We start from the raw sequence: 19484 nt of genomic DNA on the forward strand, positions 1-19484 counted from the left end.
GCGTTCCTCCTTCGTATCGCCTTGTCATGGTCAGACCCCAACCGCCTTCTCCACCGCCGCCCGCACCTGGGCGCGGGTCGGCTGGCAGGCCAGGTCCAGCTCGCGGGCGAAGGGGAGCACCGCGCCGTCGGGCCGGGTGACCCGGCGCGGCGGCGCGGTGAGGCGCATCTCCTCCGCCGCCGTCGCGACGATCTCCGCCCCGATGCCGCAGGAGCGGTTGGAGTCGTCCACCACCACCAGCCGGCCGGTGCGCTCCAGCGACGCGGCGAGCCCCTGCCAGTCGAAGGGGTACAGCGAGCGCGGGTCGAAGACCTCCACCGACACCGTGCCTGCCAGGTCGTCCGCCACCGCCAGCGCGTCGTGCACGAGGTGGCCCACCGCCACCACCGTCACGTCGGTGCCGGAGCGGTGGACGCGGCCGGAGCCGAGCGGCACCGGGGCGAGCGTGTCGAAGTCGACGTTCTCGCGGGAGGCCAGCGCGCCGGACGGGGCGAAGACGACGACCGGGTCGTCGTCCCTGATCGCCGTCACCAGCAGCCCGTAGGCGTCCGACGCCGTCGCCGGCACCACCGTCTTGACGCCGACGTGCGCGAACAGGCTGTACGGGTGGTCGGAGTGCTGGCCCGCCCAGCTGTCCCGGGAGCCGGACCCGGGCAGCAGGTACGTCACCGGCACCTTCGTCTGGCCCCCGGTCATCAGCGAGAACTTGTGCGCCTGGTTGGCGATCTGCTCGAAGACCAGGAAGAGCAGCGCGGGGATCTGGAACTCGATCAGCGGCCGCATCCCGGCCATCGCCGCACCGGTCGCGAAACTCGTGAACGCCTGCTCGGAGATGGGCGTGTCCAGCACCCTGTCCCGGCCGAAGCGGCGGAGCAGCCCGGCGGTGGCGTAGGTGACCGCGACCCCGATGTCCTCGCCGAGGACGCAGACGTCCTGGTCACGTTCCATCTCGTCGCCGATGGCGCGGTTCAGCGCCTTGAGGTAGGAGAGGTTGGGCATTACAGCGCCCCCGCCCTGGGCCGCAGCCCGGTGGCGTACAGGTGGTCCAGTGCGCCGGCCGGGTCGGGGTGCGGGCCGGCGAGCGCGAAACGCACCGCCTCGTCCAGCAGCGCCGCCGTCTGCGTGTCGATCGCGGCGCGGGTGGCCGCGGGGATGCGGGCGCCCTGGATCTCCAGCGGGTCGCGGGCCCGGCCCGCCGCGACCTCGTCGTCGGTGCGGTAGCGGGGGCGGGCGGTGTGCTCCCAGGTGTGGTGGGCGTCGAAGCGGTAGGTGACACATTCCAGCAGCGTGGGGCCGCCGCCCGACCTGGCACGGGCGGTGGCCTCGGCGGTCGCGTCGAGCACCGCCTGCGGGTCCATGCCGTCCACGGTGCTCGCCGGGATGCCGAAGGCCGCCGCGCGGCCGAGGACCGTGCCCGCCATGGTGTCGGCGGGGCGCATGGAGGTGGCGAAGCCGTTGTTCTCGCAGACCAGGACGACCGGGACGCGCCACAGCGCGGCCAGGTTGAAGGTCTCGAGCACCACGCCCTGGCTGACGGCGCCGTCGCCGAAGTAGGCGAGCGCGACCCGGTCGGAGCCCTTGCGCCGCATCGCCCAGGCGGCGCCCGCCGCGATCGGCACGGCCGCGCCGACGATCGCGTCGGCCCCCAGGACGCCCGCGCCGAAGTCGGCGGCGTGCATCGAGCCGCCCCGGCCCTGGTTGAGCCCGGTGGTGCGGCCGGCCAGCTCGGCCATCATCCTGGCCGGGTCGGCCCCCTTGGCCAGCACGTGGCCGTGGCCGCGATGGGTGCTGGTGATGACGTCGTCGGGGCGCAGCGCGGCGCACGTACCGGCGGCGACGGCCTCCTGGCCGGTGCAGGGGTGGATACCGCCGCGGATCACGCCGGTACGCACCAGCTCGACGGCCCGCTGCTCGAAGCCGCGGATTAGCGCGACCGTACGGTAGAGGTCGGCGGCGGTCACGGCGTGCGCCACAGCACCGGGCAGTAGGCGGGGTCGGCGTAGTCGGGTCGACCGTCCGGCAGCCGCCGGACCAGGACGTCGTGGTTGTACGCGGCCGTGCTGCCGTCGCTGAGCGGGAAGCGGCGGTAGGCGTTGTCGCCGTCCTGGAGGTGCAGGGAGACGGCGCGGCGCGGCCGGTCGCTGCGGTTGGGGCCGCTGCCGTGGTAGGTCAGGCAGTGGTGGAAGCTCATGTGGCCCTTGGGGATGACCAGCGGCACCTTGCGGATCACGGCCCCGTTGTAGGCGGCGTTCTCGGCGAGCACCCGCTCCAGGTCGTCCTTGTCGCGCTCGGCGAAGTGCCGGGTCATCGAGTCGTCCCGGCCGGTCTCCTTCCACTGGTGGCTGCCGTCGACCACGGTGAGGGTGCCCATGTCCTCGCCGCAGTCGTGGAAGGGGATGAAGGCGGTGAGCATGCGCTCGGAGGTGGACGTCGACCAGTAGTGCTTGTCGAAGTGCCAGGGCACGATGTTGCTGGGCTCGCCGTCGACGGCCGGCTTGAGTATCAGCGTCGACTGGAAGATCCGGATCTCCGCCGCCCCGGCCAGCCGGGCGGCGACCGCGCCGATCAGCGGCTTGCGCAGGATGCGGGCGATCGGGTCGCTCTCGACGTGCACGTAGTCGTTGTGGCGCTGCACGGGTCCGTCGGAGGGCTGCCAGGCCGCCAGCCGCGGCGGGCGGACCGGCAGCGTACGGCTGCGCTCGCCGGCGTAGTAGCACTCGCTCGCCGCGGCCAGCTCGTCCACCTCCTCGTCGGCCAGCAGCTTCCCGGTCAGGTACCAGCCGTGCCGGGCGTAGAAGGCGACGTCGTCGTCGTCCGGCAGCAGCGCGGCCTCGGCGGGGCTGAGGACGAAGGTGTTCGCCTCGTCGGTCGTCGTCATCACAGGCCTGCCTGGGTGGTCTCGCGGACGGCGGCCAGTTCCCGCTCCTTGGCCTCGTAGAGCGCCGGGATGTTGCTGGTGCCGAACGTCCGGGCGCCGTGCCGCTCGATCAGCTCCCAGAAGAAGGTCCGCCGCACGTGCAGGGACTTGGCGAATATCTGGTACATCTGGCCCCAGTGGTCGCGGTCGACCAGGATGCCGCGCGGCCGCAGCCGCTCCACCGGCAGGTCGACGGCCCCGAGCCGGCCGTCGAGCGAGCGGTAGTAGCTGTCAGGGGTGGGCGCGAAGCCGACGCCCCGCTCGCCGAGGGCGTCGACGGCGGCGACGATGTCGTTGCTGCTCAGCGCGAGGTGCTGCACGCCGGGGCCGGCGTGCCAGGCCAGGAAGTCGTCGATCTGGCCGGGAGAGCGGCTCAGGTCGGGCTGGATCAGGGTGAGCGTGGCGCCGCCGCCGGGGCTCTGCACCACCTGCGAGAACATCCCCTGGCCGCCGACCTCGATGTACTCCTCGAAGATCAGGTCGAAGCCGAAGGCCTGCTGGTAGAAGCGGGTGGTGGCGTCCAGGGTGCCGGCCTCCAGGCAGACCGCGGCGTGGTCGATGGTCCGCAGCAGGTCCGTCCCGGGCGGCGGCGGTCCGTCCAGCATCTCGATGGCGCCGGGCAGGAAGTCCCCTTCCGCGCCGTGCCGTTCGACCAGCCGGTGCATGACGTCGCCGAAGCCGGAGACGGTGGCGATCCGCACGGACGCGTCCTTGCCCTCGTACGTCCGCGGTGCGTCGATCGCGGTCGCGCCGCCCGCGACGGCCGCGGCGAAGGCGGACCCGGCGTCGCGGGTGCCGAAGGCGACCACGGCCACCCCGTCGCCGTGCCGGGAGACGTAGTCCACCGCGGGGTGGTCGGGCAGCAGGCCCGAGGTCAGCAGCACCCGGCAGTCGCCCTGGCCCAGCAGCAGGCTGCGCTGGCCGGGCAGGCCGGTCTCGGGACCGCCCTGCCCTTGGAGGCGGAAGCCGAAGGCGGAGCACAGGACGAACGCCGCCTGGCGCGCGTCACCCACGTAGAACTCGACATGATCGATGCCGAGGTAGTCCATTTCCGCTCCTTAGTTGCCGACGCCGTGCTCGGTGTTGTCGTGCCGTCAGACCGCGCGGGACAGTCGCGTCCCCGGACGGCCGTAGACGAGGCTGATGTTGTGGCCGCCGAAGCCGAACGAGTTCGACATCACCTGGCCGATCCCGGGCGCCGGGCGCGGGCTCTTGCGGACGTGGTCGAGGTCGCAGGCCGGGTCCGGGTCGTCCAGGTTGTGCGTGGGCGGCAGCAGGCCGCGGCGCAGCGCCAGGACCGCGACGGCGGACTCGACCACGCCGGAGGCGCCCAGCATGTGCCCGGTGACCGCCTTGGTGCCGCTGACCGGCGGTCCGGCCGACCCGAACACCCGGCGGATCGCGAGGGCTTCCGCCCGGTCGCCGATCTTGGTGCTCGTGCCGTGCGCGTTGATGTAGCCGATGTCGGCGGGCTCCAGGCCGGCGTCGGCCAGTGCCTGCCGCATGCAGGCGGCCGCGCCCTCGCCTTCGGGGTGCGGGGTGGTCGGGTGGTGGGCGTCGTTGGTGGCGCCCCATCCCAGTACGTTCGCGTAGCCGGCCGCGCCGCGCGCGTCGGCGTGCTCGGTGCGCTCCAGGACCAGCACGCCGGCGCCCTCGCCGAGCACCAGGCCGTTGCGCCGCCGGTCGAACGGCCGGCTCGCGCCGGTCGGGTCGGCGGCCCAACCTCGGGCCAGGGCACGGGCGTTGTTGAAGGTGTCGGCCAGCGTCGGGAAGAGCGGCGCCTCGCTGCACCCGCAGACCACGACGTCCGCCTCGCCCGCGCGCAGCAGCCGCAGCCCCTCCCCCACGGACTGCGCGCCGGCCGCGCAGGCGGTGCCGATCGAGGAGCTGTAGCCGCGGATGCCGTGCTTGATCGCGACCCTGGCCGCCCCCATGTTGGGCAGCATCCCCGGCAGCAGGTACGGGCTGACTCCCAGCCGCCCGCGCTGCGTTCGGGTGATGACCTGCGCCTCCAGGGTGGCGAGCCCTCCCGTGCCGGAGAGGATCACCCCGGTGCGGTAGGGGTCCACGTCCCGGCCGACCTCGATCCCGGCGTCGGCCAGCGCGTCCCCGGCGGCCCGCAGGGCCATCACGATGTAGCGGTCCACGACGCGGGCCTCGGGCCCAGCCAGCACGGACTCGGGGTCGATCGGCGGCCCGAAGGCGCCCACGTCGAGGCTGCCGTCCAGCAGGCTCCCCGCCGGCGGCCGGCTGAGCCCCGACCGCCCTTCGCACATCGCCGCCATGACCTCGGCGGCGCTGGTCCCCACCGGGGTGACCATGCCCATCCCGGTGATGACGACGTCTCCGCGCTTGTCCGCACCTGTCACGGCTGCTCTCCTCCACTGTGCGATGTCGTCCCCGTCACGAGTACGGCCTCCGCCCGGTCCTGCGCCGCGGCGCCGAGACCCTGCTCGACCCGGATCAGCAGCGCCTCGTCGGCGTCCCCGTCCTCGATGAGCAGCCGGGCCACGTCGATCCCGGCGGCGGCGTCCGCCACGCAGACGACGGGGCCGTCGAGTTCCCAGCGCGCGGCCACGTGGCCGGCGACGGCGTTGGGCACGGCCTGGAAGAACATCAGCGGGCTGAGCGCCCCGCCGCGGTCGACGACCTCGGCGACGTGCCTCGCGCCGGCGAGGTCGCCGAAGGCGCTGACGACGACCACGGCGGTGACGCGGGCGCCGCCGGCTGCCGGCTCGGCGTCCGCCTGCCGCCCGGGGTCCGCGAGGGCGTCACCCGGGGCGGCGGACGGCCGGCGGGTGAGGCAGCGGTGGGCGGTCTCCGCCGCCAGGGGGCTGAAGGACGACCGGACGAAGCCGGGGAGTTCGGGTGGCGCCGCGTCGCCCGGGAGTTCGGGCCACGCGGCGGCGGCGAGGACGCGCAGGCCGGCGGACTCGGCCTGGGCGGGCAGCGGGCGGCGGGCGGTGAGGGTGGTCATGGGGCGGCCACCAGGAGTGCGGTGTTCGCGCCGCCGAAGGCCGTGGTCAGGCTCAGCCCGTAGGCAGAGCGGGCCGGTGCCGGCCGGTCGAGGATGAGGCCGAGGTCGCAGTCCGGGTCGGGGCCGAGGTAGCCGGCGTTGACCGGGAGCCGGCCGGCGCGCAGCGCCGCGATGGTGACGGCCAGTTCGAGCAGGGCGCCGGCTTCCAGCGCCTGGCCGTGCACGGACTTGGTCGAGCTGACGGGTAAGGACGCGGCCGCGTCGCCGAACACCCGGTGCAGCGCGACGGCTTCGGCCGTGTCGCCGGCCGGGGAGCCGGAGCCGTGGGCGTTGACGTAGCCGATCTGCTCGGGCCGCAGCGCCGCGCGGGTCAGCGCGTCGGCGATCGCGCGGGCCAGGCCGGCGCCGTCGGGCCGCGGCCGGATCACGTGGTGGGCGTCGCCGGTGCGCCCCCAGCCGGCGAGCCGCGCCAGCGGCTCCGCCCGGCGGGCCCGCGCGGCGGACGCCGACTCGACCACCGCGGCGACCACCGCGTCGCCGAGCAGCAGCCCGCCGCGTCCGGCGCTGAAGGGCCGTACGCGCCCGTCGCGGGCGAGCGCCCGCCCGGCGTCGAAGACGGCGAACTGGTCGGCGTCGACCAGGTATCCGGCGGCCACCACGATGCGTTCCGCCCGCCCCCGGGCGACGGCCGCGGCGGCGTCCGCCACCGCGGTGCTCGACGCGACGCAGGCCGAGGTGTAGGCGCGCGCCGCCCCGGACAGCCCGCCGCGCCGGGCGACGGCGCCGGCGAAGGTGTCCGCGCCGTGCCCGGGCCGCTCGTCCTCGGCTGCGCGCGGCAGCGCCGGGTCGCCGTGCACGGCCAGGTGGAGCGGGCAACAGGCGCGCTGTGCGGCGCTGAGCCCTGCCTGGTCGCAGGCCTGCCCGACCATCCGCGCCAACTCGTCGGCCAGCACCGGCGCACCGGGGTGTACGGCGGCGTGCACGGACCGCCGCCCTTCGACGGCGAACCGGCGTACGGGCGCGAAGCCGGGCGTCCCGTCGAGCGCCGCCTCGAGCACCGCCCCGACCCCGTCCCCGAAGGCGCTGAGGACGGCGATCCCGGTGACGACGACGGCCTCGGCCCCCCGCCGTACCCCCGGGCGCGCGGGGCCCGCCCCGTCCTGCCGCCACTGCTCAGCCATGCCCGTCCCGTTCGGCACCGCCGGAGGCGCCCGCCCCCTGGCGCAGTTCGGCGAGGACCTGGAGCGCCGCCGAGACGGTGGTCATCCGCGCCATCGCCTCGTCGTCCACGCTGCCGCCGTAGCGCTGCTCGATCTGGTGCACCAGCCAGGCCACTTCCATCGAGTCGATGCCCTCGGGGACGTCCTCGGGGGAGCGGTCGCCGAAGGCGGCGAGGATCGAGAGGATCTCGGCCCGGTCGGGAACGGGCCCGGGAGCGGGCTGAGCGCTCACTGGCCCGCGGCCGGCAGGGACGCGATACGGGACGCGAGCACCGCGCCGAATTCGCCGACGGTCATCGTGCCGAGCAGTTCCGCCTCGTCCTCCTCGAACATCACGCCGAAGCGCTCCTCGACGCGGATGCCGAGTTCGGCCAGGGAGAGGGATTCCAGGTCGACGCCGGCAGGGCCGAGGGGGGTGTCGTCATCGACGCCGGCGATGCTGTAGTTCATCTCGGTCAGCGAGGTGAGCACGAAGGCTCGGATCTCGTCAGTGGACATCGCGGGGATTCCCTTCCCTGGTGGCGGGTTGGCGGTGCGCGCCGCGGTCGGCGGCACGCAGGGCGGCGTGGTCGCGTACGAGCTTCCCGGTGGCGGTACGCGGCAGGCGCTCGACGAAGTGCAGCAGGCGGGGGCGTTTGTACGCGGCCAGCCGGGAGGCGAGGCCCGCTTCCACCGAGGCGGCGGCGCCGGGTTCGCGGAGCACCGCGTACGCCTCGATCGACGTGCCGAAGACGACGACCGCTTCCGCCACTTCGGGCAGCGCGGCGAGGGTGTGCTCGACCTCGGTGAGGTCGACCTTGAGGCCGCCGACCGAGACCTGGGAGTCGAGCCGGCCCAGCACGCGGATGCGGCCGGTGGCCGGGTCGACGGTGCCGCCGTCCCTGGTGTGCAGCCAGCCGTCTGACCAGCGTGCCGGGTCGGTGGTGCCGAGGTAGGGCGAGTGGGCGGTGGCGATGAGCAGTTCGCCGGCGGACTCGGTGACGGTCATGCCGGGCGCGGGGGTGACCTCGGGGCGGTGCTCGCCGAAGAGGTCGGTGGCGATGACGCCGACCTCGGTCATCCCGTACATGCTGCCGAGCCGGACGCCGTAGCGGGCGGTGAAGGCGTCGTGGACCTGGGCCCTGACCAGCTCGCCGCCGGTGGTCATGCCGGTGAGCTGCGGCAGCCGGGGCGGCTCGGTGACCCAGGTGAGCAGCTCGATGTGGAAGGGCACGCCGAGCAGCGTGGTCGGCTCGGGGCCCGCGGCGACGGTGGCGAGGATGCCCTCGCCGGTGGCCCGCCGCGGTAAGGCGAGCCGGACGCCGGCGTGCAGGCTGTGCAGCAGGCCGCCGACGAGTCCGAGGACGTGGACCATGGAGGCCATGGACACGATGCGCTCGCCGGCCCGCGGGACGCCGTCCATCAGGGCGTAGCGCCCGATCTCGGCGATGAGGTCGGCGGCCGTCCGCCCGATGATCTTCGACGGCCCGGTCGATCCCGAGCTGAGCTGGACGAGCGCGTGCGGGGTGCGGGCGGGGCTGCCGGGGCGGGCCCTGGGGGTGTCGCGCTGGTCGTAGAAGCCGCGGGCGGGCCCGGCGCCGACGGGTTCCGCGGAGACGACGACCTGGGACTCCAGCCGGCTCAGCGCCCGTTCCGTCTCGAAGGGTGTGAGCCGGTGGTCGAGTAACGCGACCTGCGCCCCGATCCGCCAGCCCGCCAGCAGGTTGGCGACCAGGGCGAGCGAGGGGGCCAGGCACAGGGCGGCCGAGCCGCCGGCGCGCAGGCCGGCCGCGGTGAGGGCGGCCTGCCGGCCGGCGACCAGGCGGCGCAGCTCGTCCCTGCTGACGGGTGCGTCGAGGACCAGGCAGACGTCGGTGCCGGGGCCGGCGAGAAGGACCTCGTCCACCCATGAAGGGTCGGGCGGCGATGGCGCCCGGCCCTTCTGCGGAGTTGTCGATGCAGCCTTCATGAAGAACCCGAACCTCTTTCCCGACGTGATCAAAAGAGCCGACTGAATTCTCACGCCGAACTGTCAACTCTGAATTCATCGCTGTCAAGACCCGGTCCGACCGGCGGAACTTCCCAATAATCTCTGGCGTATCAATCAGTCACTCACGACACAAATTCTCCGTATTGACGACGGCAACACCCGCCGCTAGCATGGCGCCAATTGGCCAACTGCCGTGATCCGGCAGGAAGTTGCCAGCCCAGAACACCTGTCCAACTTGCGGGTGATCCCCTAGCCGCCCCTCACGGCTGGGTGGTCCCTTTTCTTGGTGCCACCGTCGCGGCCTGCACTTTCGCACCCTCCTGCGCGCATCTCCACACAGCACCCCATGCACTGCTCACGCACTGCCTCCGCACTGCCTCTGCACTGCCTCATGCGCACTTGCCCACGCACTTGTTCACGAACTCCAGCAGCACTCGCGTACGCACCCCCAGGTGCAACATTTCCGAAGCTGCCGGCTCTATTCGTGCTGCCTTCGTATTCCGCATTCCTGCCAGCTTTCGAGGATTGGCCATCAGTGGAACCAGGGATCGGCGCCGGCCTGAACACGGCCGTGGAGCGCTACTACGACATCACTCTTGATCTTTACGAGGACCTGTGGGGCGAACACGTCCACCACGGTTTCTGGGACCCGGGAGAGGTGCCCGGCGTCAATGGTCCGGACCGCCACGCCGCCACCGACCGGCTGGTCCGTGAGCTGGTCGAATTCGCCCGCCTCCCCGCGAAATCCAGGGTCTGGGACGTCGGCTGCGGTATCGGCGGCCCCGCGCTGCACCTGGCGGGGGCGATGGGCTGCGCGGTCGAGGGCGTCACCCTCAGCGCGAAGCAGGCCGCCAGGGCCAACGAGAAGGCGCGGGCCGCCGGCGTCGCCGACCGGGCCCGCTTCCACCAGCTCGACGCCCTGGCCACCGGATTCCCCGACGCGTCCTTCGACGCCGTCTGGGCGCTGGAGAGCCTCATGCACCTCCCCGACCGGCCGGCCTTCTTCGCCGAGGCGATGCGCCTGCTGCGGCCCGGCGGCACCCTGGCCGTCGCCACCTGGTCGGTACGGGACGGCGAGCTGGACGAGGCCGAGCAGGATCTCGTACGGCAGATACTCCAGCACCAGGTGATGCCCGACTTCTCGTCCCTGGAGGAGCACGAGCGGCAGGCACGGGCCGCCGGCTTCACCGACGTCGCCACCGTCGACTGGAGCCGGGCCGTCGCCAACTCCTGGGACCCGTCCTTCGCCCAGATCAGGCGGTTCGAGCAGGGCCGCACGCAGATGCGCGCGCTGGCCCGCGAGCGCGGGGTGGACGTGCTGGGCTTCTTCCACGCGGGGCCGCTGATGAAGAGGGGCTTCGACACCGGCGTCATCACCTACGGGGCGCTGCGGGCCACCAGGCCCGAGCCGGGCGACGCCGCCGCGGCCGCGCTGATACGCCCGGTCGCCGACCTGCTGCGCGGCATCGTCGGCGAGGACGACGCGTGGCTCGACTCGGTCGTCCCCGGCACCCGCGTGGACGGCGACCTGCTGGTCGAGAGCCACGAACTGGCCGCGTGGAGCGCGGCGTTGCGCGAGACGTACGGCGACGGCGTCGACCTGCTCGGCCACGTCTGCGCCCTCGGCGTCGACCAGCTCATCGCCCTGACCGTCGCCGACGTGGCCGCCTATGTCGCCGCCCGGCGCGGCAGCGGCGGGCCTGACGGCCGCTGATGGGCCGCTACCTGTTCGTCTCGCTGCCGCTGACCGGCCATGTGCACCCGATGGCCGCGGTGTCCAGGGAGCTGGCCGACCGCGGGCACGAGGTGATGTGGGCCGGCTCCGAGTCGTTCTTACGGCCGGTGCTCGGCCCCGGCACCGCGATCGCCCCGATCCCGCTGCGGGCTCACCGCGGCCAGGCCGACCGGGGCATGGCCGCGGCGAAGTCGCGCTGGGAGGGCTACATCGTCCCGCACGCGAAGGTCACCCTGCCGGGCATCGAGCGGGCGGTCGCCGCCTTCCGGCCCGACGTCCTCGCGGTGGACCAGCACGCGGTGGCCGGCGCGATCGCCGCGCACCGGGCCGGGCTGCCCTGGGCGAGCCTGGCGCCGACCACCATGGAGCTGACCCGGCCCTACCGCGCGCTGCCCGAGGTCGAGGCGTGGCTCCACCGGCAGATGGCGGCGGCCTGGACCGCGGCGGGCATGCCCGGCGAGCCGCCGCACGACCTGCGCTTCTCCCCGCACCTGCTGATCGCCTTCACCGGCACCGCCCTGAACGGCCCGCTCGACTGGCCCGGCAATGCCGTGCTGGTCGGCCCGGCGCTGGCCCCGCGCCCGCCGGACCCCGCCTTCCCCTGGGACTGGCTGGACCCCGGCCGCCGCCACGTCCTGGTCACCGTGGGCACCCTGGCAATGGACCTGGCGCAGGACTTCCACACCCGGGTCGTCCAGGCGCTGCGCCCGATCGGCGGCAGCGTGCAGGCCATCGTGGTGGCGCCCGACGGCACGGTCCCCGACGCGCCCGAGGGCGACGTCCTCGTACGGCCGCGGGCGCCCGTGCTCGACCTGATGCCGCGGCTGGACGCGGTGGTCAGCCACGGCGGCCTGAACACCGTGTGCGAGGCGCTCGCCCACGGCGTGCCGCTGGTCGTCGCGCCGATCAAGGGCGACCAGCCCATCAACGCCGCCCGGGTGGCGGCGGTCGGCGCGGGCCGCCGGGTCAGGTTCGCCGGCGTGCGCCCCAAGGCGCTGCGCGAGGAACTGCTCGCCGTCCTGGACGACCCCTCCTACCGCGCCGCCGCGCACCGCGTACGCGACTCCTTCGCCGCCGCCGGCGGCGCCGCGGCGGCGGCCCTGCACCTCGAACAACTCCTCGGACGAAGGGGCACACCGTCGTGAAAACGCTCCGCGACACCTGGCTGGTCTTCCAGCGGCACATGCTGCTGCTGACCAGGTCGCCGCTGTCGATCCTGCTGGGCGTGGCCCAGCCGGTGGTCTACCTGGCGCTGTTCGCCCCGCTGCTCAAGCCCGCGCTCAGCTCCATGGGCGCCGACTCGATGACCGACGCCTACCGCATCTACGTGCCCGGCATGCTGGTCGCGCTGGCGCTCGGCGGCGGTCTCTACGTCGGGTTCGGCCTGCTGGCCGAGCTGGCCTCCGGTGTCATCGAGCGGGCCAGGGTCACGCCGGTCAGCCGGGCGGCGCTGCTGCTGGGGCGGGCACTGCGCGACGTCGTCGTGCTGGTGGTGCAGGCGGCGATCATCATCGTGCTGGCCATGCCGCTCGGCCTGTTCGTCCACGTGCAGGACCTGCTGCTGGCGTACGCGCTGCTGGCGCTGATCACGCTGAGCAGCTCGGCGGTCAGCTACGGGATCGCGCTGAAGGTCAGCGACCCCAACGCGCTGGGCCAGGTCGTCAACAACATCGCCCAGCCGCTGATGCTGCTGTCGGGGACGCTGCTGCCGCTGGCGCTGGCGCCGCTGTGGTTGCGCCGGGTCTCGGACTGGAATCCCTTCAGCCGGGCGGTCGTCGGCATGCGCGCGCTGTTCGCCGGGCACACCGGCGACGCCTCGGTCTGGCAGAGCATCGCGCTGCTGGCCGCCGTCGCCGTGCTGGCGCTGGCGTGGTCGGCCCGGCTGTTCGCCCGCTCGGTCCGCTGAAGTCCGGTGACGGCACCGCCTATTCCGGTGACGGCTCCGCCGACTCCCTTGACCCGTCCACCGATTCCCCTGACCCGTCCGCCTGTTCCCGTGACCCCTCCGCTGCTGAACCCGGTGACGGCCCCGCCGGCGAGCCCGGTGACGACTCCGCTGCACGTACTGACGACAAGGACGCCTCGATGATTGAGACCAGGGGACTGCGGAAGTCCTTCCGCACCGGGCGGCGCCGCAAGTCCACGACCGTGGAGGCGGTTTCCGGCCTGGACCTGACCGTGGGCGAGGGCGAGATCTTCGGATTCCTCGGCCCGAACGGCGCCGGCAAGACGACCACCCTGCGGATGCTCGCAACGCTGCTGCCGCCCGACGGCGGCGAGGCGGTCGTCGCCGGCGCCGACCTGCGGACCGCCCAGGCGGCGGTGCGCAGGAACATCGGCTACGTCGCGCAGGGCGGCGGCACCTGGGACCAGGTGACGGCCCGCGAGGAGCTGGTCATGCAGGCCAGGATGCACGGTGTCGGCCGGGCGGAGGCGCAGACGCGGGCCGCCGCGGCGCTGGACGCCTTCGACCTGACCGCGTACGCCGACCGCCACTGCCGTACGTATTCGGGCGGGCAGCGGCGGCGGGTGGACATCGCGCTGGGCGTGGTCCACCGGCCGAAGGTGCTGTTCCTCGACGAGCCGACCTCGGGCCTCGACCCGCAGAGCCGGGCGCACATGTGGGACGAGATCCGCCGGCTGCGGACCGAGGGCATGACCGTCTTCCTGACGACGCACTACCTGGACGAGGCCGACGCGCTGTGCGACCGGATCGCCATCATCGACGGCGGCGGGATCGTGGCCGAGGGCACCCCGGCCGAGCTGAAGCGGGGGATCGCCGGCGAGGTGGTCACCGTGGAGGTCGCCGAGCACGCCGCGAAGGCGGTCGAGGTGCTGGCCCAGCAGGACTGCGTACGGTCCGCGGAGCTGCGCGAGGAGGGCGACCTGCGGCTGTCGGTGGACGCCGGCGAGACGGCGATGCCGCGGATCATGCGGGCGCTGGCCGAGGTGGGCGTGGAGCTGACCACCATCGAGCTGCACCGGCCGACGCTGGACGACGTGTTCCTGACCAGGACCGGCCGGTCGCTGCGGGAGTCCTGACCATGACACGGCTCGATCCCGACCGGACGAGGGACACGAAGGAGACGGATATGGGCGGGCTGCCGCCGGTGCGCCGCGCGGTCGTCACGGGCGGCGCCGGCTTCGTCGGGTCGCACCTGTGCGACCGGTTGCGTGCGGAGGGGACCGAGGTCACTTGCGTCGACAACCTGCTGACCGGCAGCGTCGACAACATCGCGGCACGCGACGGCGATCCGGGCTTCGTCCTGGACGTCCGCGACGTGTGCGAGCCCTTCGACGTGGCGGGTCCGGTCGACCTGGTGCTGCACCTGGCCTCGCCCGCCTCGCCGCACGACTACGCCCGGTACCCGGTGGAGACCCTCAGGGCGGGCGCCCACGGCACCGCGAACGCCCTGGACCTCGCGATGCGCAAGGGCGCCCGCTTCCTGCTCGCCTCCACCTCCGAGGTCTACGGCGACCCGCTGGTCCACCCGCAGACCGAGTTGTACTGGGGCAACGTCAACCCGGTGGGCCCGCGCAGTCAGTACGACGAGGCCAAGCGCTACGCCGAGGCGCTGACCACCGCCTACCGCACCTCCCGGGGCGTGGACACCGTCATCGTGCGGCTGTTCAACACCTACGGCCCGCGGATGCGGCCCAAGGACGGCAGGGCGGTGCCGACCTTCGTCACGCAGGCGCTCGCCGGGGAGCCGCTGACGGTCGCCGGCGACGGCTCGCAGACCAGGTCGCTGTGCTACGTGGACGACACCGTCGGCGGCATCCTCGCCGCGGCCGCCGGGCCGCATCCGGGCCCGGTCAACCTGGGCAATCCCGTCGAGCTGACCATCCTGGAGCTGGCCCACCGGGTCCGCGACCTGTGCGGCTCGGCGTCGCCGGTCACCTTCGTGGAGCGGCCGGTCGACGACCCGGGGCTGCGGCGGCCGGACATCGCGCTGGCCCGCGCGGAGCTGGGCTGGCAGCCGGCGGTCGACTTCGACAAGGGCCTGGCGATGACCGTCGACTGGTTCTCCCGGCTCGGCTGAGGCATGCCGACGGGATCACCGGTCCTGCGGCCGGTATCTGGTGGTCGCCACGGGTCCCGGTCCCGCGTAGGCGCTGCCCGGCCAGGTGCGGGCCGCCGCAGTACCGATTCTGCTGTGCAGATGGGCCCTGCGCAGCCGGCCGGTGGCGCCGTGCAGCACCTCGGCGGTCAGCCCGTGCGTGAAGCGGAACCAGCCGAGGCGCTGCGGGTCCTCGGCGACCAGTCCCGCGGCGACCGCGGCGTCCAGCGCTTCGAGCGCCGCCTCGATGTCGACCGAGGCGGCCTCGGCGACGACCCCGATGTCGAAGTGCCGCCCGGCGACCGCCGCCACGGCGAGCAGCCAGGCCGCGGTCTGCGGCAGCTGGCCCACCCGGCGCAGCACCACCTCGCGTACCGGCACGGGCACCGGCACCGTGTGGGGCTGCTCCAGCCGCTGGTCGATGCGCTGGTCGGCGGCCAGCTGCTTGATCAGCTCCCGCAGGTAGAAGGGGTGGCCCTCGGTGCGTTCCCACAGGCCCTCCGCGGTGTGCCCGCCGACCTCGCGGTGCAGCATCGCGGTGGCGAGCCGCTGGGTGTCCTGGACGGTCAGGCCGTCCAGCACGATCCGGGTGGTCTCCACCCGGGCCAGCGCGGCCGAGGTGTCCACCAGGGCCGCCTCGCCCGCCCGGTGGCAGACCGCCACCAGCAGCCGGCCGGCCGGCACCGACTCGGCGAGGTGGGCCAGCAGCCGCAGCGAGGCGGCGTCGGCCCGGTGCATGTGGTCGAGCACCACGACCAGCGGTGTGTGGTGCGAGGCGCGCGTCAGGTAGTCGACGATCGCGTCGAAGCGCCGCAGCGTGTCGGCGTCCGCGTCGCCGCCGTCCGCCGGCCGGCGGGCGTCCCGGTCGAGCAGTTCGGCCACCGGTCCTGGCACGGACGGCTGCGGCAGGCGGGCGGCCAGCACGCGCAGCACCTGCTGCCAGGGCCACAGCGGCGGCGCCGCCACGTGCTCGGGGCAGGCGCCCCACAGCACGGGTACGGGCGCGGACGCGGCGAAGTGCCGCAGCAGGCCGGTCTTGCCGATGCCCGCCTCGCCCGACACCGTCACCACCTGCCCGCGCCCGGCGACCGCGGGCAGCGTGTCGGCCAGCTGCCGCAGCACCGGCTCCCGTCCCACGAAGACCTCGGCGGCCGCGGCCCGCGCGGACGCCCGGGTCCCGCCGACGCGCGGCGCGGGCACGACGGGGGCGGCGCCGCGGGCCACCGGTACGGTCGGCGGGCGCCATTCCAGGGCCGGGGCCTGGTTCAGGATCTCGCTCTCCAGGTGCTGGAGCGCCGGCCGCGGGTCGATGCCCAGCTCCCTGGCCAGCCGCCGCTGGTTGGTGCGCAGCACCGCGAGCGCGTCGGCCTGCCGGCCGGCCCGGTAGAGGGCCAGGCTCAGCAGCTCGCAGCCGTACTCGCGCAAGGGGTGGGCCTGGGTGAAGGCCTCCAGCTCCGCCACCGCCATCTCGTGGGCGCCGGCGGCCAGCAGCGCGGCGCAGCGCCCCTCGACGAGCGAGAGGCGCAGCTCCTCCAGCCGCTCCACCTCGGGCACCACGTGCGTGGCGTGGGCGACCTCCGCGTAGGCCGGCCCGCGCCACAGCGCGAGCCCCGCCTCGAACTCGCCGAGGGCCTGCCGCCGGTCGCCGCGGCCCCACGCGTGCCAGCCGGCCGTCGCACGCTCGCAGAACCGGTGCACGTCGACCTGGACCTCGCGGCTGTCGAGCAGGTAGCCCTGCCCGTGGGTGCGCAGCACGGTCGCGGGCGTCCTGCGGGCCCTGGCCGGCTCAAGGACCCGGCGCAGGTTGGCGACGTAGGCGTGCAGCGAGGTACGGGCCGAGGGCGGCGGCCGCCCCTCCCACAGCTCCTCCAGCATCACGTCGACGGTGACGGTACGGCCGACCCGGCTGACCAGCAGGGCGAGCAGCGCGCGCTGCTTGGGCGTCCCCAGATCGACCATCCGGCCGTCGACCACGGCCTCCACCGGTCCGAGCGCCCGGAATTCCACCCTGCCGCGCCCGGTGCCCTGGTCGTGGGAGGCGACATCGCACCCGCCGCCGACGCCGCTGTCCTGCCCGACCACGAACATGGTCGCACCCCCGTGATTCCCACAGACAGCCACCGATTAACGGCCGGAGACGAGCGTGTCCACCCGGTGACTCCATGTCAAGGCGGCCTGTCACCACGCGTCATGCTTGCCCCACCGCTTCCGGCACCGCGGGCGCCTGCCGCTTTGCGGGGCACACCAGTTCACCCCCAAGCCGGCGCCAAGCCGGTCGACAGTGCCGCGCAAGCCGGGTGGCCGATGCTGGACGCCTCGGAGCCCGTTGAGCGCGTCCACGCGCGCCTGCCGAGCCGGCGACGGCCCGAAATTCCCTCTCATTCCTGGAAAGGGAGCTGGTCCCGATGATGGGCTTCATGGTCGACCGTGAGATAGCCGAACACGGTCTTCAGCTCGGCAGCATGCCGGAAATGGCCGCGGCCAAGAACAGCTCGACGCAACTGACCCTCGACCACGACCTCGACGTGCTTCCCGACGCGGGCCGGCGCCTGACCGTGGGCCGGCTCGCCGAGCTGGTGGACGACCTGGCGGGACGGCTGGCAGTCGCCGGGGTCGGGGCCGGCGACACCATCGCCATCTACAAGTCCCCCAACTTCGACGTGTGGATGCTGGCCTCGGCCGCCGCCCGCGTCGGAGCGGTGCCCGTGATGCTCTCGCCGGCGCTCGACGGCAGGACCGTCGGCATCCTGCTCGGCCGCCTCGACCAGCCCCACCTGCTCACCGACCTTCCCAAGCTCGACGTGCTGGCCGACGTGCCGGTCAAGGACCTGGCGAAGACGGTGATCACCGCGACCGGCGAGTGGGCGGGCGCGGTCACGCTGACCGAGCTGGCCGGGTCGCCGCGGGTCGAACCGGTCTTCCGCGGCCTGGACGACCCGGCGATGATCACCCACACCTCGGGCACCACCGGGGTGCCCAAGCTGGTCGTGCACACCCCGCGGACCATGGGCGTACGGCTGCGGCCGCAGTGGTGGCTGCTGTCGCTGATGTGGCGGCGCGACACGGTGGCGATCAACCTGCCCTTCGTGCACTCGCGGATGTACGCGGCGATGTCGCTGGTGCTGCTCAAGGCCATGCCGGTGCTGCTGATGAACAACCCGAAGCCCGACGACGCCGCGGGGCTGTTCGCCGCGCACAAGCCGACCTTCATCGAGGCGCTGCCCAACGCGTTCATGGACTGGGAGCCGCTCGCCGACGACCCGCGGCGGCCGTTCGCCTCGGTCAAGTACTTCAGCAGCACCTTCGACGCGATCCACCCCAGGACCATCACCCGGCTCGTCTCGGCCTCCAAGCGGCGGGTGCCGCTGTTCTTCCAGATCTACGGGCAGAGCGAGGTCGGCCCCGCGGTCGGCCGCCCGTACTTCAGCAAGTCCGCGGAGCGCATGGACGGCCGCTGCGTCGGCTACCCGATGCCGGGCTGCGCGAAGGTCCGGGTGGTCAGCCGGAACGGCAAGGCGCCGTCGAAGGCCAACCCCGGTGCCATCGAGGTGCGTTGGGACGGCATCGCGCACAGCTACTTCGGTGAGCCGGAGCGCTACGAGGCCAACAGGCACGACGGCTGGTGGCGTACCGGCGACGTCGGCTACCGCACCAGGCGGGGCTGCCTGCACATGCTCGACCGCGAGGTCGACATGGTGCCCGACACCAGCAGCACCCTGGAGATCGAGGACCGGATGCTCAGCCGCCTCGACGAGCTGACCGAACTGGTCGTCGTCATCGGCCCGAAGGCCGAGCCGATCCCGGTGGTCTGCACCGAGGGCGACCTGCCGCTGGACCGGGAGCGCTGGCGCGCGGCCGCCGCGGACTTCCCGCAGCTGGCCGACCCGGTCCAGATCCCGCAGGCCGAACTGCCCAGGACGGCGACGATGAAGGTCCGCAGGGTCGAGCTGTCGCAGCTGCTCCGGGACCAGTTGCAGAAGCGGGTGTGAGCCGCTCAACACCCGGCGGCGGCGCGGACGCCGCCGCCGGGTGCGATCTCGTCAGCGCGACAGGGAGGGCAATCGTATGAAGGGCCTCATCGTCCCGCCGGGGCAGGGCAGGAAGCTGCTGACCAAGGCGCAGGACGTCACCTTCAAGGTCACCGGGGCGGACGGCGGCTTCGCCTCGACCTTCGAGGTCGTCGTGCCGCCGGGGTTCAACGTGGGGGCGCACGTCCACGAGCACTCCACGGAGTTCTTCTACGTCCTCGAAGGCGAGCTGGACGTCTTCGCGTTCGAGCCGGTGGAGCGCACGCCGGAGGACTGGCGGGACTGGAAGTCCCCCGACGGGGACCAGATCCTGCGGGCCGGCGCGGGCAGTTGCATGTTCGTGCCCACCGGCACCCCGCACGCTTTCACCAACGCCACCCAGGCGCCGGTGCGGATGCTCTTCCAGGCGTCGCCGCCGCCGGACCACGAACGCTACTTCGAGGAGATCTGCGAGATCTTCGCGGACGGCAGGACCGTGGACTCCGGCGCGGTACAGCGGCTGCGGGACCGCTACGACGTCCACCAGATCACCCCGCTCACCTTCGAGCCGCCCACCACCACGTGATCGGAGTGCCCT

Annotated in this window: 18 protein-coding genes; 7 read left to right on the forward strand and 11 right to left on the reverse strand. The window is 73.7% G+C overall.

Annotated features, from left to right (window positions below; translation table 11 throughout):
- Nucleotides 1-30: 30 nt before the first annotated feature.
- Genes BUE44_RS17250 through BUE44_RS17295 form a run of 10 tightly spaced genes read right to left on the reverse strand, consistent with a single transcriptional unit; the run spans nucleotide 31 to nucleotide 8999 of the window.
- Nucleotides 31-999, reverse strand: coding sequence for an alpha-ketoacid dehydrogenase subunit beta (locus tag BUE44_RS17250; protein ID WP_073499273.1), 969 nt, complete (start codon nucleotides 997-999; stop codon nucleotides 31-33).
- Nucleotides 999-1973, reverse strand: coding sequence for a thiamine pyrophosphate-dependent dehydrogenase E1 component subunit alpha (locus tag BUE44_RS17255; protein ID WP_200804447.1), 975 nt, complete (start codon nucleotides 1971-1973; stop codon nucleotides 999-1001). Before BUE44_RS17255 ends, BUE44_RS17250 begins: the two co-directional genes overlap by 1 nt.
- Nucleotides 1958-2878 carry a phytanoyl-CoA dioxygenase family protein gene (locus tag BUE44_RS17260; protein WP_073499275.1) on the reverse strand — a complete coding sequence of 307 codons (921 nt, stop codon included), beginning with the start codon at nucleotides 2876-2878 and terminating at the stop codon, nucleotides 1958-1960. Before BUE44_RS17260 ends, BUE44_RS17255 begins: the two co-directional genes overlap by 16 nt.
- The gene (gene hppD / locus BUE44_RS17265) at nucleotides 2878-3966 is read right to left on the reverse strand and encodes a 4-hydroxyphenylpyruvate dioxygenase (RefSeq protein ID WP_073499277.1); all 1089 of its coding nucleotides are present in this window, start codon (nucleotides 3964-3966) and stop codon (nucleotides 2878-2880) included. The genes BUE44_RS17260 and hppD overlap by 1 nt, the downstream gene beginning before the upstream one ends.
- Before the next feature lie 45 nt (nucleotides 3967-4011).
- Nucleotides 4012-5286, reverse strand: a complete 1275-nt coding sequence (locus tag BUE44_RS17270) for a beta-ketoacyl-[acyl-carrier-protein] synthase family protein (protein WP_200804448.1) — start codon at nucleotides 5284-5286, stop codon at nucleotides 4012-4014.
- Nucleotides 5283-5894 (reverse strand): beta-ketoacyl-[acyl-carrier-protein] synthase family protein, encoded by a 612-nt coding sequence (locus tag BUE44_RS17275; protein ID WP_073499279.1) that lies wholly within the window; start codon nucleotides 5892-5894, stop codon nucleotides 5283-5285. The genes BUE44_RS17270 and BUE44_RS17275 overlap by 4 nt, the downstream gene beginning before the upstream one ends.
- The gene (locus BUE44_RS17280; RefSeq protein ID WP_079189823.1) at nucleotides 5891-7075 is read right to left on the reverse strand and encodes a beta-ketoacyl synthase N-terminal-like domain-containing protein; all 1185 of its coding nucleotides are present in this window, start codon (nucleotides 7073-7075) and stop codon (nucleotides 5891-5893) included. Before BUE44_RS17280 ends, BUE44_RS17275 begins: the two co-directional genes overlap by 4 nt.
- Nucleotides 7068-7346, reverse strand: coding sequence for an acyl carrier protein (locus BUE44_RS17285; RefSeq protein ID WP_079189824.1), 279 nt, complete (start codon nucleotides 7344-7346; stop codon nucleotides 7068-7070). Before BUE44_RS17285 ends, BUE44_RS17280 begins: the two co-directional genes overlap by 8 nt.
- Nucleotides 7343-7612 (reverse strand): phosphopantetheine-binding-protein, encoded by a 270-nt coding sequence (locus tag BUE44_RS17290; RefSeq protein WP_073499281.1) that lies wholly within the window; start codon nucleotides 7610-7612, stop codon nucleotides 7343-7345. The genes BUE44_RS17285 and BUE44_RS17290 overlap by 4 nt, the downstream gene beginning before the upstream one ends.
- Nucleotides 7602-8999: a class I adenylate-forming enzyme family protein gene (locus tag BUE44_RS17295; RefSeq protein ID WP_235002214.1), complete on the reverse strand. Its 1398-nt coding sequence runs from the start codon at nucleotides 8997-8999 to the stop codon at nucleotides 7602-7604. The genes BUE44_RS17290 and BUE44_RS17295 overlap by 11 nt, the downstream gene beginning before the upstream one ends.
- Before the next feature lie 619 nt (nucleotides 9000-9618).
- Between BUE44_RS17295 and BUE44_RS17300 the strand changes: the two genes are divergently transcribed.
- From BUE44_RS17300 to BUE44_RS17320, 5 genes are all read left to right on the forward strand, one after another.
- Nucleotides 9619-10797, forward strand: coding sequence for a methyltransferase domain-containing protein (locus tag BUE44_RS17300; RefSeq protein ID WP_200804449.1), 1179 nt, complete (start codon nucleotides 9619-9621; stop codon nucleotides 10795-10797).
- On the forward strand, nucleotides 10797-11963 hold the full coding sequence (locus BUE44_RS17305) for a glycosyltransferase (RefSeq protein ID WP_073499285.1): 1167 nt from the start codon (nucleotides 10797-10799) through the stop codon (nucleotides 11961-11963). The genes BUE44_RS17300 and BUE44_RS17305 overlap by 1 nt, the downstream gene beginning before the upstream one ends.
- A complete protein-coding gene (locus BUE44_RS17310; RefSeq protein WP_073499287.1) occupies nucleotides 11960-12724 on the forward strand; it encodes an ABC transporter permease in 765 nt (254 codons plus the stop codon). Before BUE44_RS17305 ends, BUE44_RS17310 begins: the two co-directional genes overlap by 4 nt.
- 179 nt (nucleotides 12725-12903) lie before the next feature.
- Nucleotides 12904-13860: an ATP-binding cassette domain-containing protein gene (locus BUE44_RS17315; RefSeq protein ID WP_073499289.1), complete on the forward strand. Its 957-nt coding sequence runs from the start codon at nucleotides 12904-12906 to the stop codon at nucleotides 13858-13860.
- Between the two features lie 50 nt (nucleotides 13861-13910).
- A complete protein-coding gene (locus BUE44_RS17320) occupies nucleotides 13911-14861 on the forward strand; it encodes an NAD-dependent epimerase/dehydratase family protein (RefSeq protein ID WP_073499292.1) in 951 nt (316 codons plus the stop codon).
- A 15-nt stretch (nucleotides 14862-14876) separates the two neighbouring features.
- Here BUE44_RS17320 and BUE44_RS35850 read toward each other — a convergent pair whose 3' ends face one another.
- Nucleotides 14877-16967: a BTAD domain-containing putative transcriptional regulator gene (locus BUE44_RS35850; protein WP_079189826.1), complete on the reverse strand. Its 2091-nt coding sequence runs from the start codon at nucleotides 16965-16967 to the stop codon at nucleotides 14877-14879.
- A gap of 317 nt (nucleotides 16968-17284) precedes the next feature.
- Here BUE44_RS35850 and BUE44_RS17335 point away from each other — a divergent pair, with 317 nt between their 5' ends.
- Together BUE44_RS17335 and BUE44_RS17340 are read left to right on the forward strand one after the other, a co-directional pair.
- The gene (locus BUE44_RS17335) at nucleotides 17285-18868 is read left to right on the forward strand and encodes a class I adenylate-forming enzyme family protein (protein WP_073499295.1); all 1584 of its coding nucleotides are present in this window, start codon (nucleotides 17285-17287) and stop codon (nucleotides 18866-18868) included.
- A gap of 76 nt (nucleotides 18869-18944) precedes the next feature.
- Nucleotides 18945-19472, forward strand: a complete 528-nt coding sequence (locus BUE44_RS17340) for a cupin domain-containing protein (RefSeq protein WP_073499297.1) — start codon at nucleotides 18945-18947, stop codon at nucleotides 19470-19472.
- Nucleotides 19473-19484: the final 12 nt, after the last annotated feature.

It is taken from the genome of Actinacidiphila paucisporea (assembly GCF_900142575.1).
Lineage (GTDB): Bacteria > Actinomycetota > Actinomycetes > Streptomycetales > Streptomycetaceae > Actinacidiphila > Actinacidiphila paucisporea.

Excerpts from the sequence above, each read along its gene's own strand:
- BUE44_RS17275 (WP_073499279.1), bottom strand. The coding sequence starts at position 5,894 with ATGACCACCCTCACCGCCCGCCGCCCGCTGCCCGCCCAGGCCGAGTCC.
- BUE44_RS17335 (WP_073499295.1), top strand. The coding sequence starts at position 17,285 with ATGATGGGCTTCATGGTCGACCGTGAGATAGCCGAACACGGTCTTCAG.
- BUE44_RS17320 (WP_073499292.1), top strand. The coding sequence starts at position 13,911 with ATGGGCGGGCTGCCGCCGGTGCGCCGCGCGGTCGTCACGGGCGGCGCC.
- BUE44_RS17315 (WP_073499289.1), top strand. The coding sequence starts at position 12,904 with ATGATTGAGACCAGGGGACTGCGGAAGTCCTTCCGCACCGGGCGGCGC.
- BUE44_RS17340 (WP_073499297.1), top strand. The coding sequence starts at position 18,945 with ATGAAGGGCCTCATCGTCCCGCCGGGGCAGGGCAGGAAGCTGCTGACC.
- BUE44_RS17280 (WP_079189823.1), bottom strand. The coding sequence starts at position 7,075 with ATGGCTGAGCAGTGGCGGCAGGACGGGGCGGGCCCCGCGCGCCCGGGG.
- hppD (WP_073499277.1), bottom strand. The coding sequence starts at position 3,966 with ATGGACTACCTCGGCATCGATCATGTCGAGTTCTACGTGGGTGACGCG.
- BUE44_RS17290 (WP_073499281.1), bottom strand. The coding sequence starts at position 7,612 with ATGTCCACTGACGAGATCCGAGCCTTCGTGCTCACCTCGCTGACCGAG.
- BUE44_RS35850 (WP_079189826.1), bottom strand. The coding sequence starts at position 16,967 with ATGTTCGTGGTCGGGCAGGACAGCGGCGTCGGCGGCGGGTGCGATGTC.
- BUE44_RS17250 (WP_073499273.1), bottom strand. The coding sequence starts at position 999 with ATGCCCAACCTCTCCTACCTCAAGGCGCTGAACCGCGCCATCGGCGAC.
- BUE44_RS17305 (WP_073499285.1), top strand. The coding sequence starts at position 10,797 with ATGGGCCGCTACCTGTTCGTCTCGCTGCCGCTGACCGGCCATGTGCAC.
- BUE44_RS17260 (WP_073499275.1), bottom strand. The coding sequence starts at position 2,878 with ATGACGACGACCGACGAGGCGAACACCTTCGTCCTCAGCCCCGCCGAG.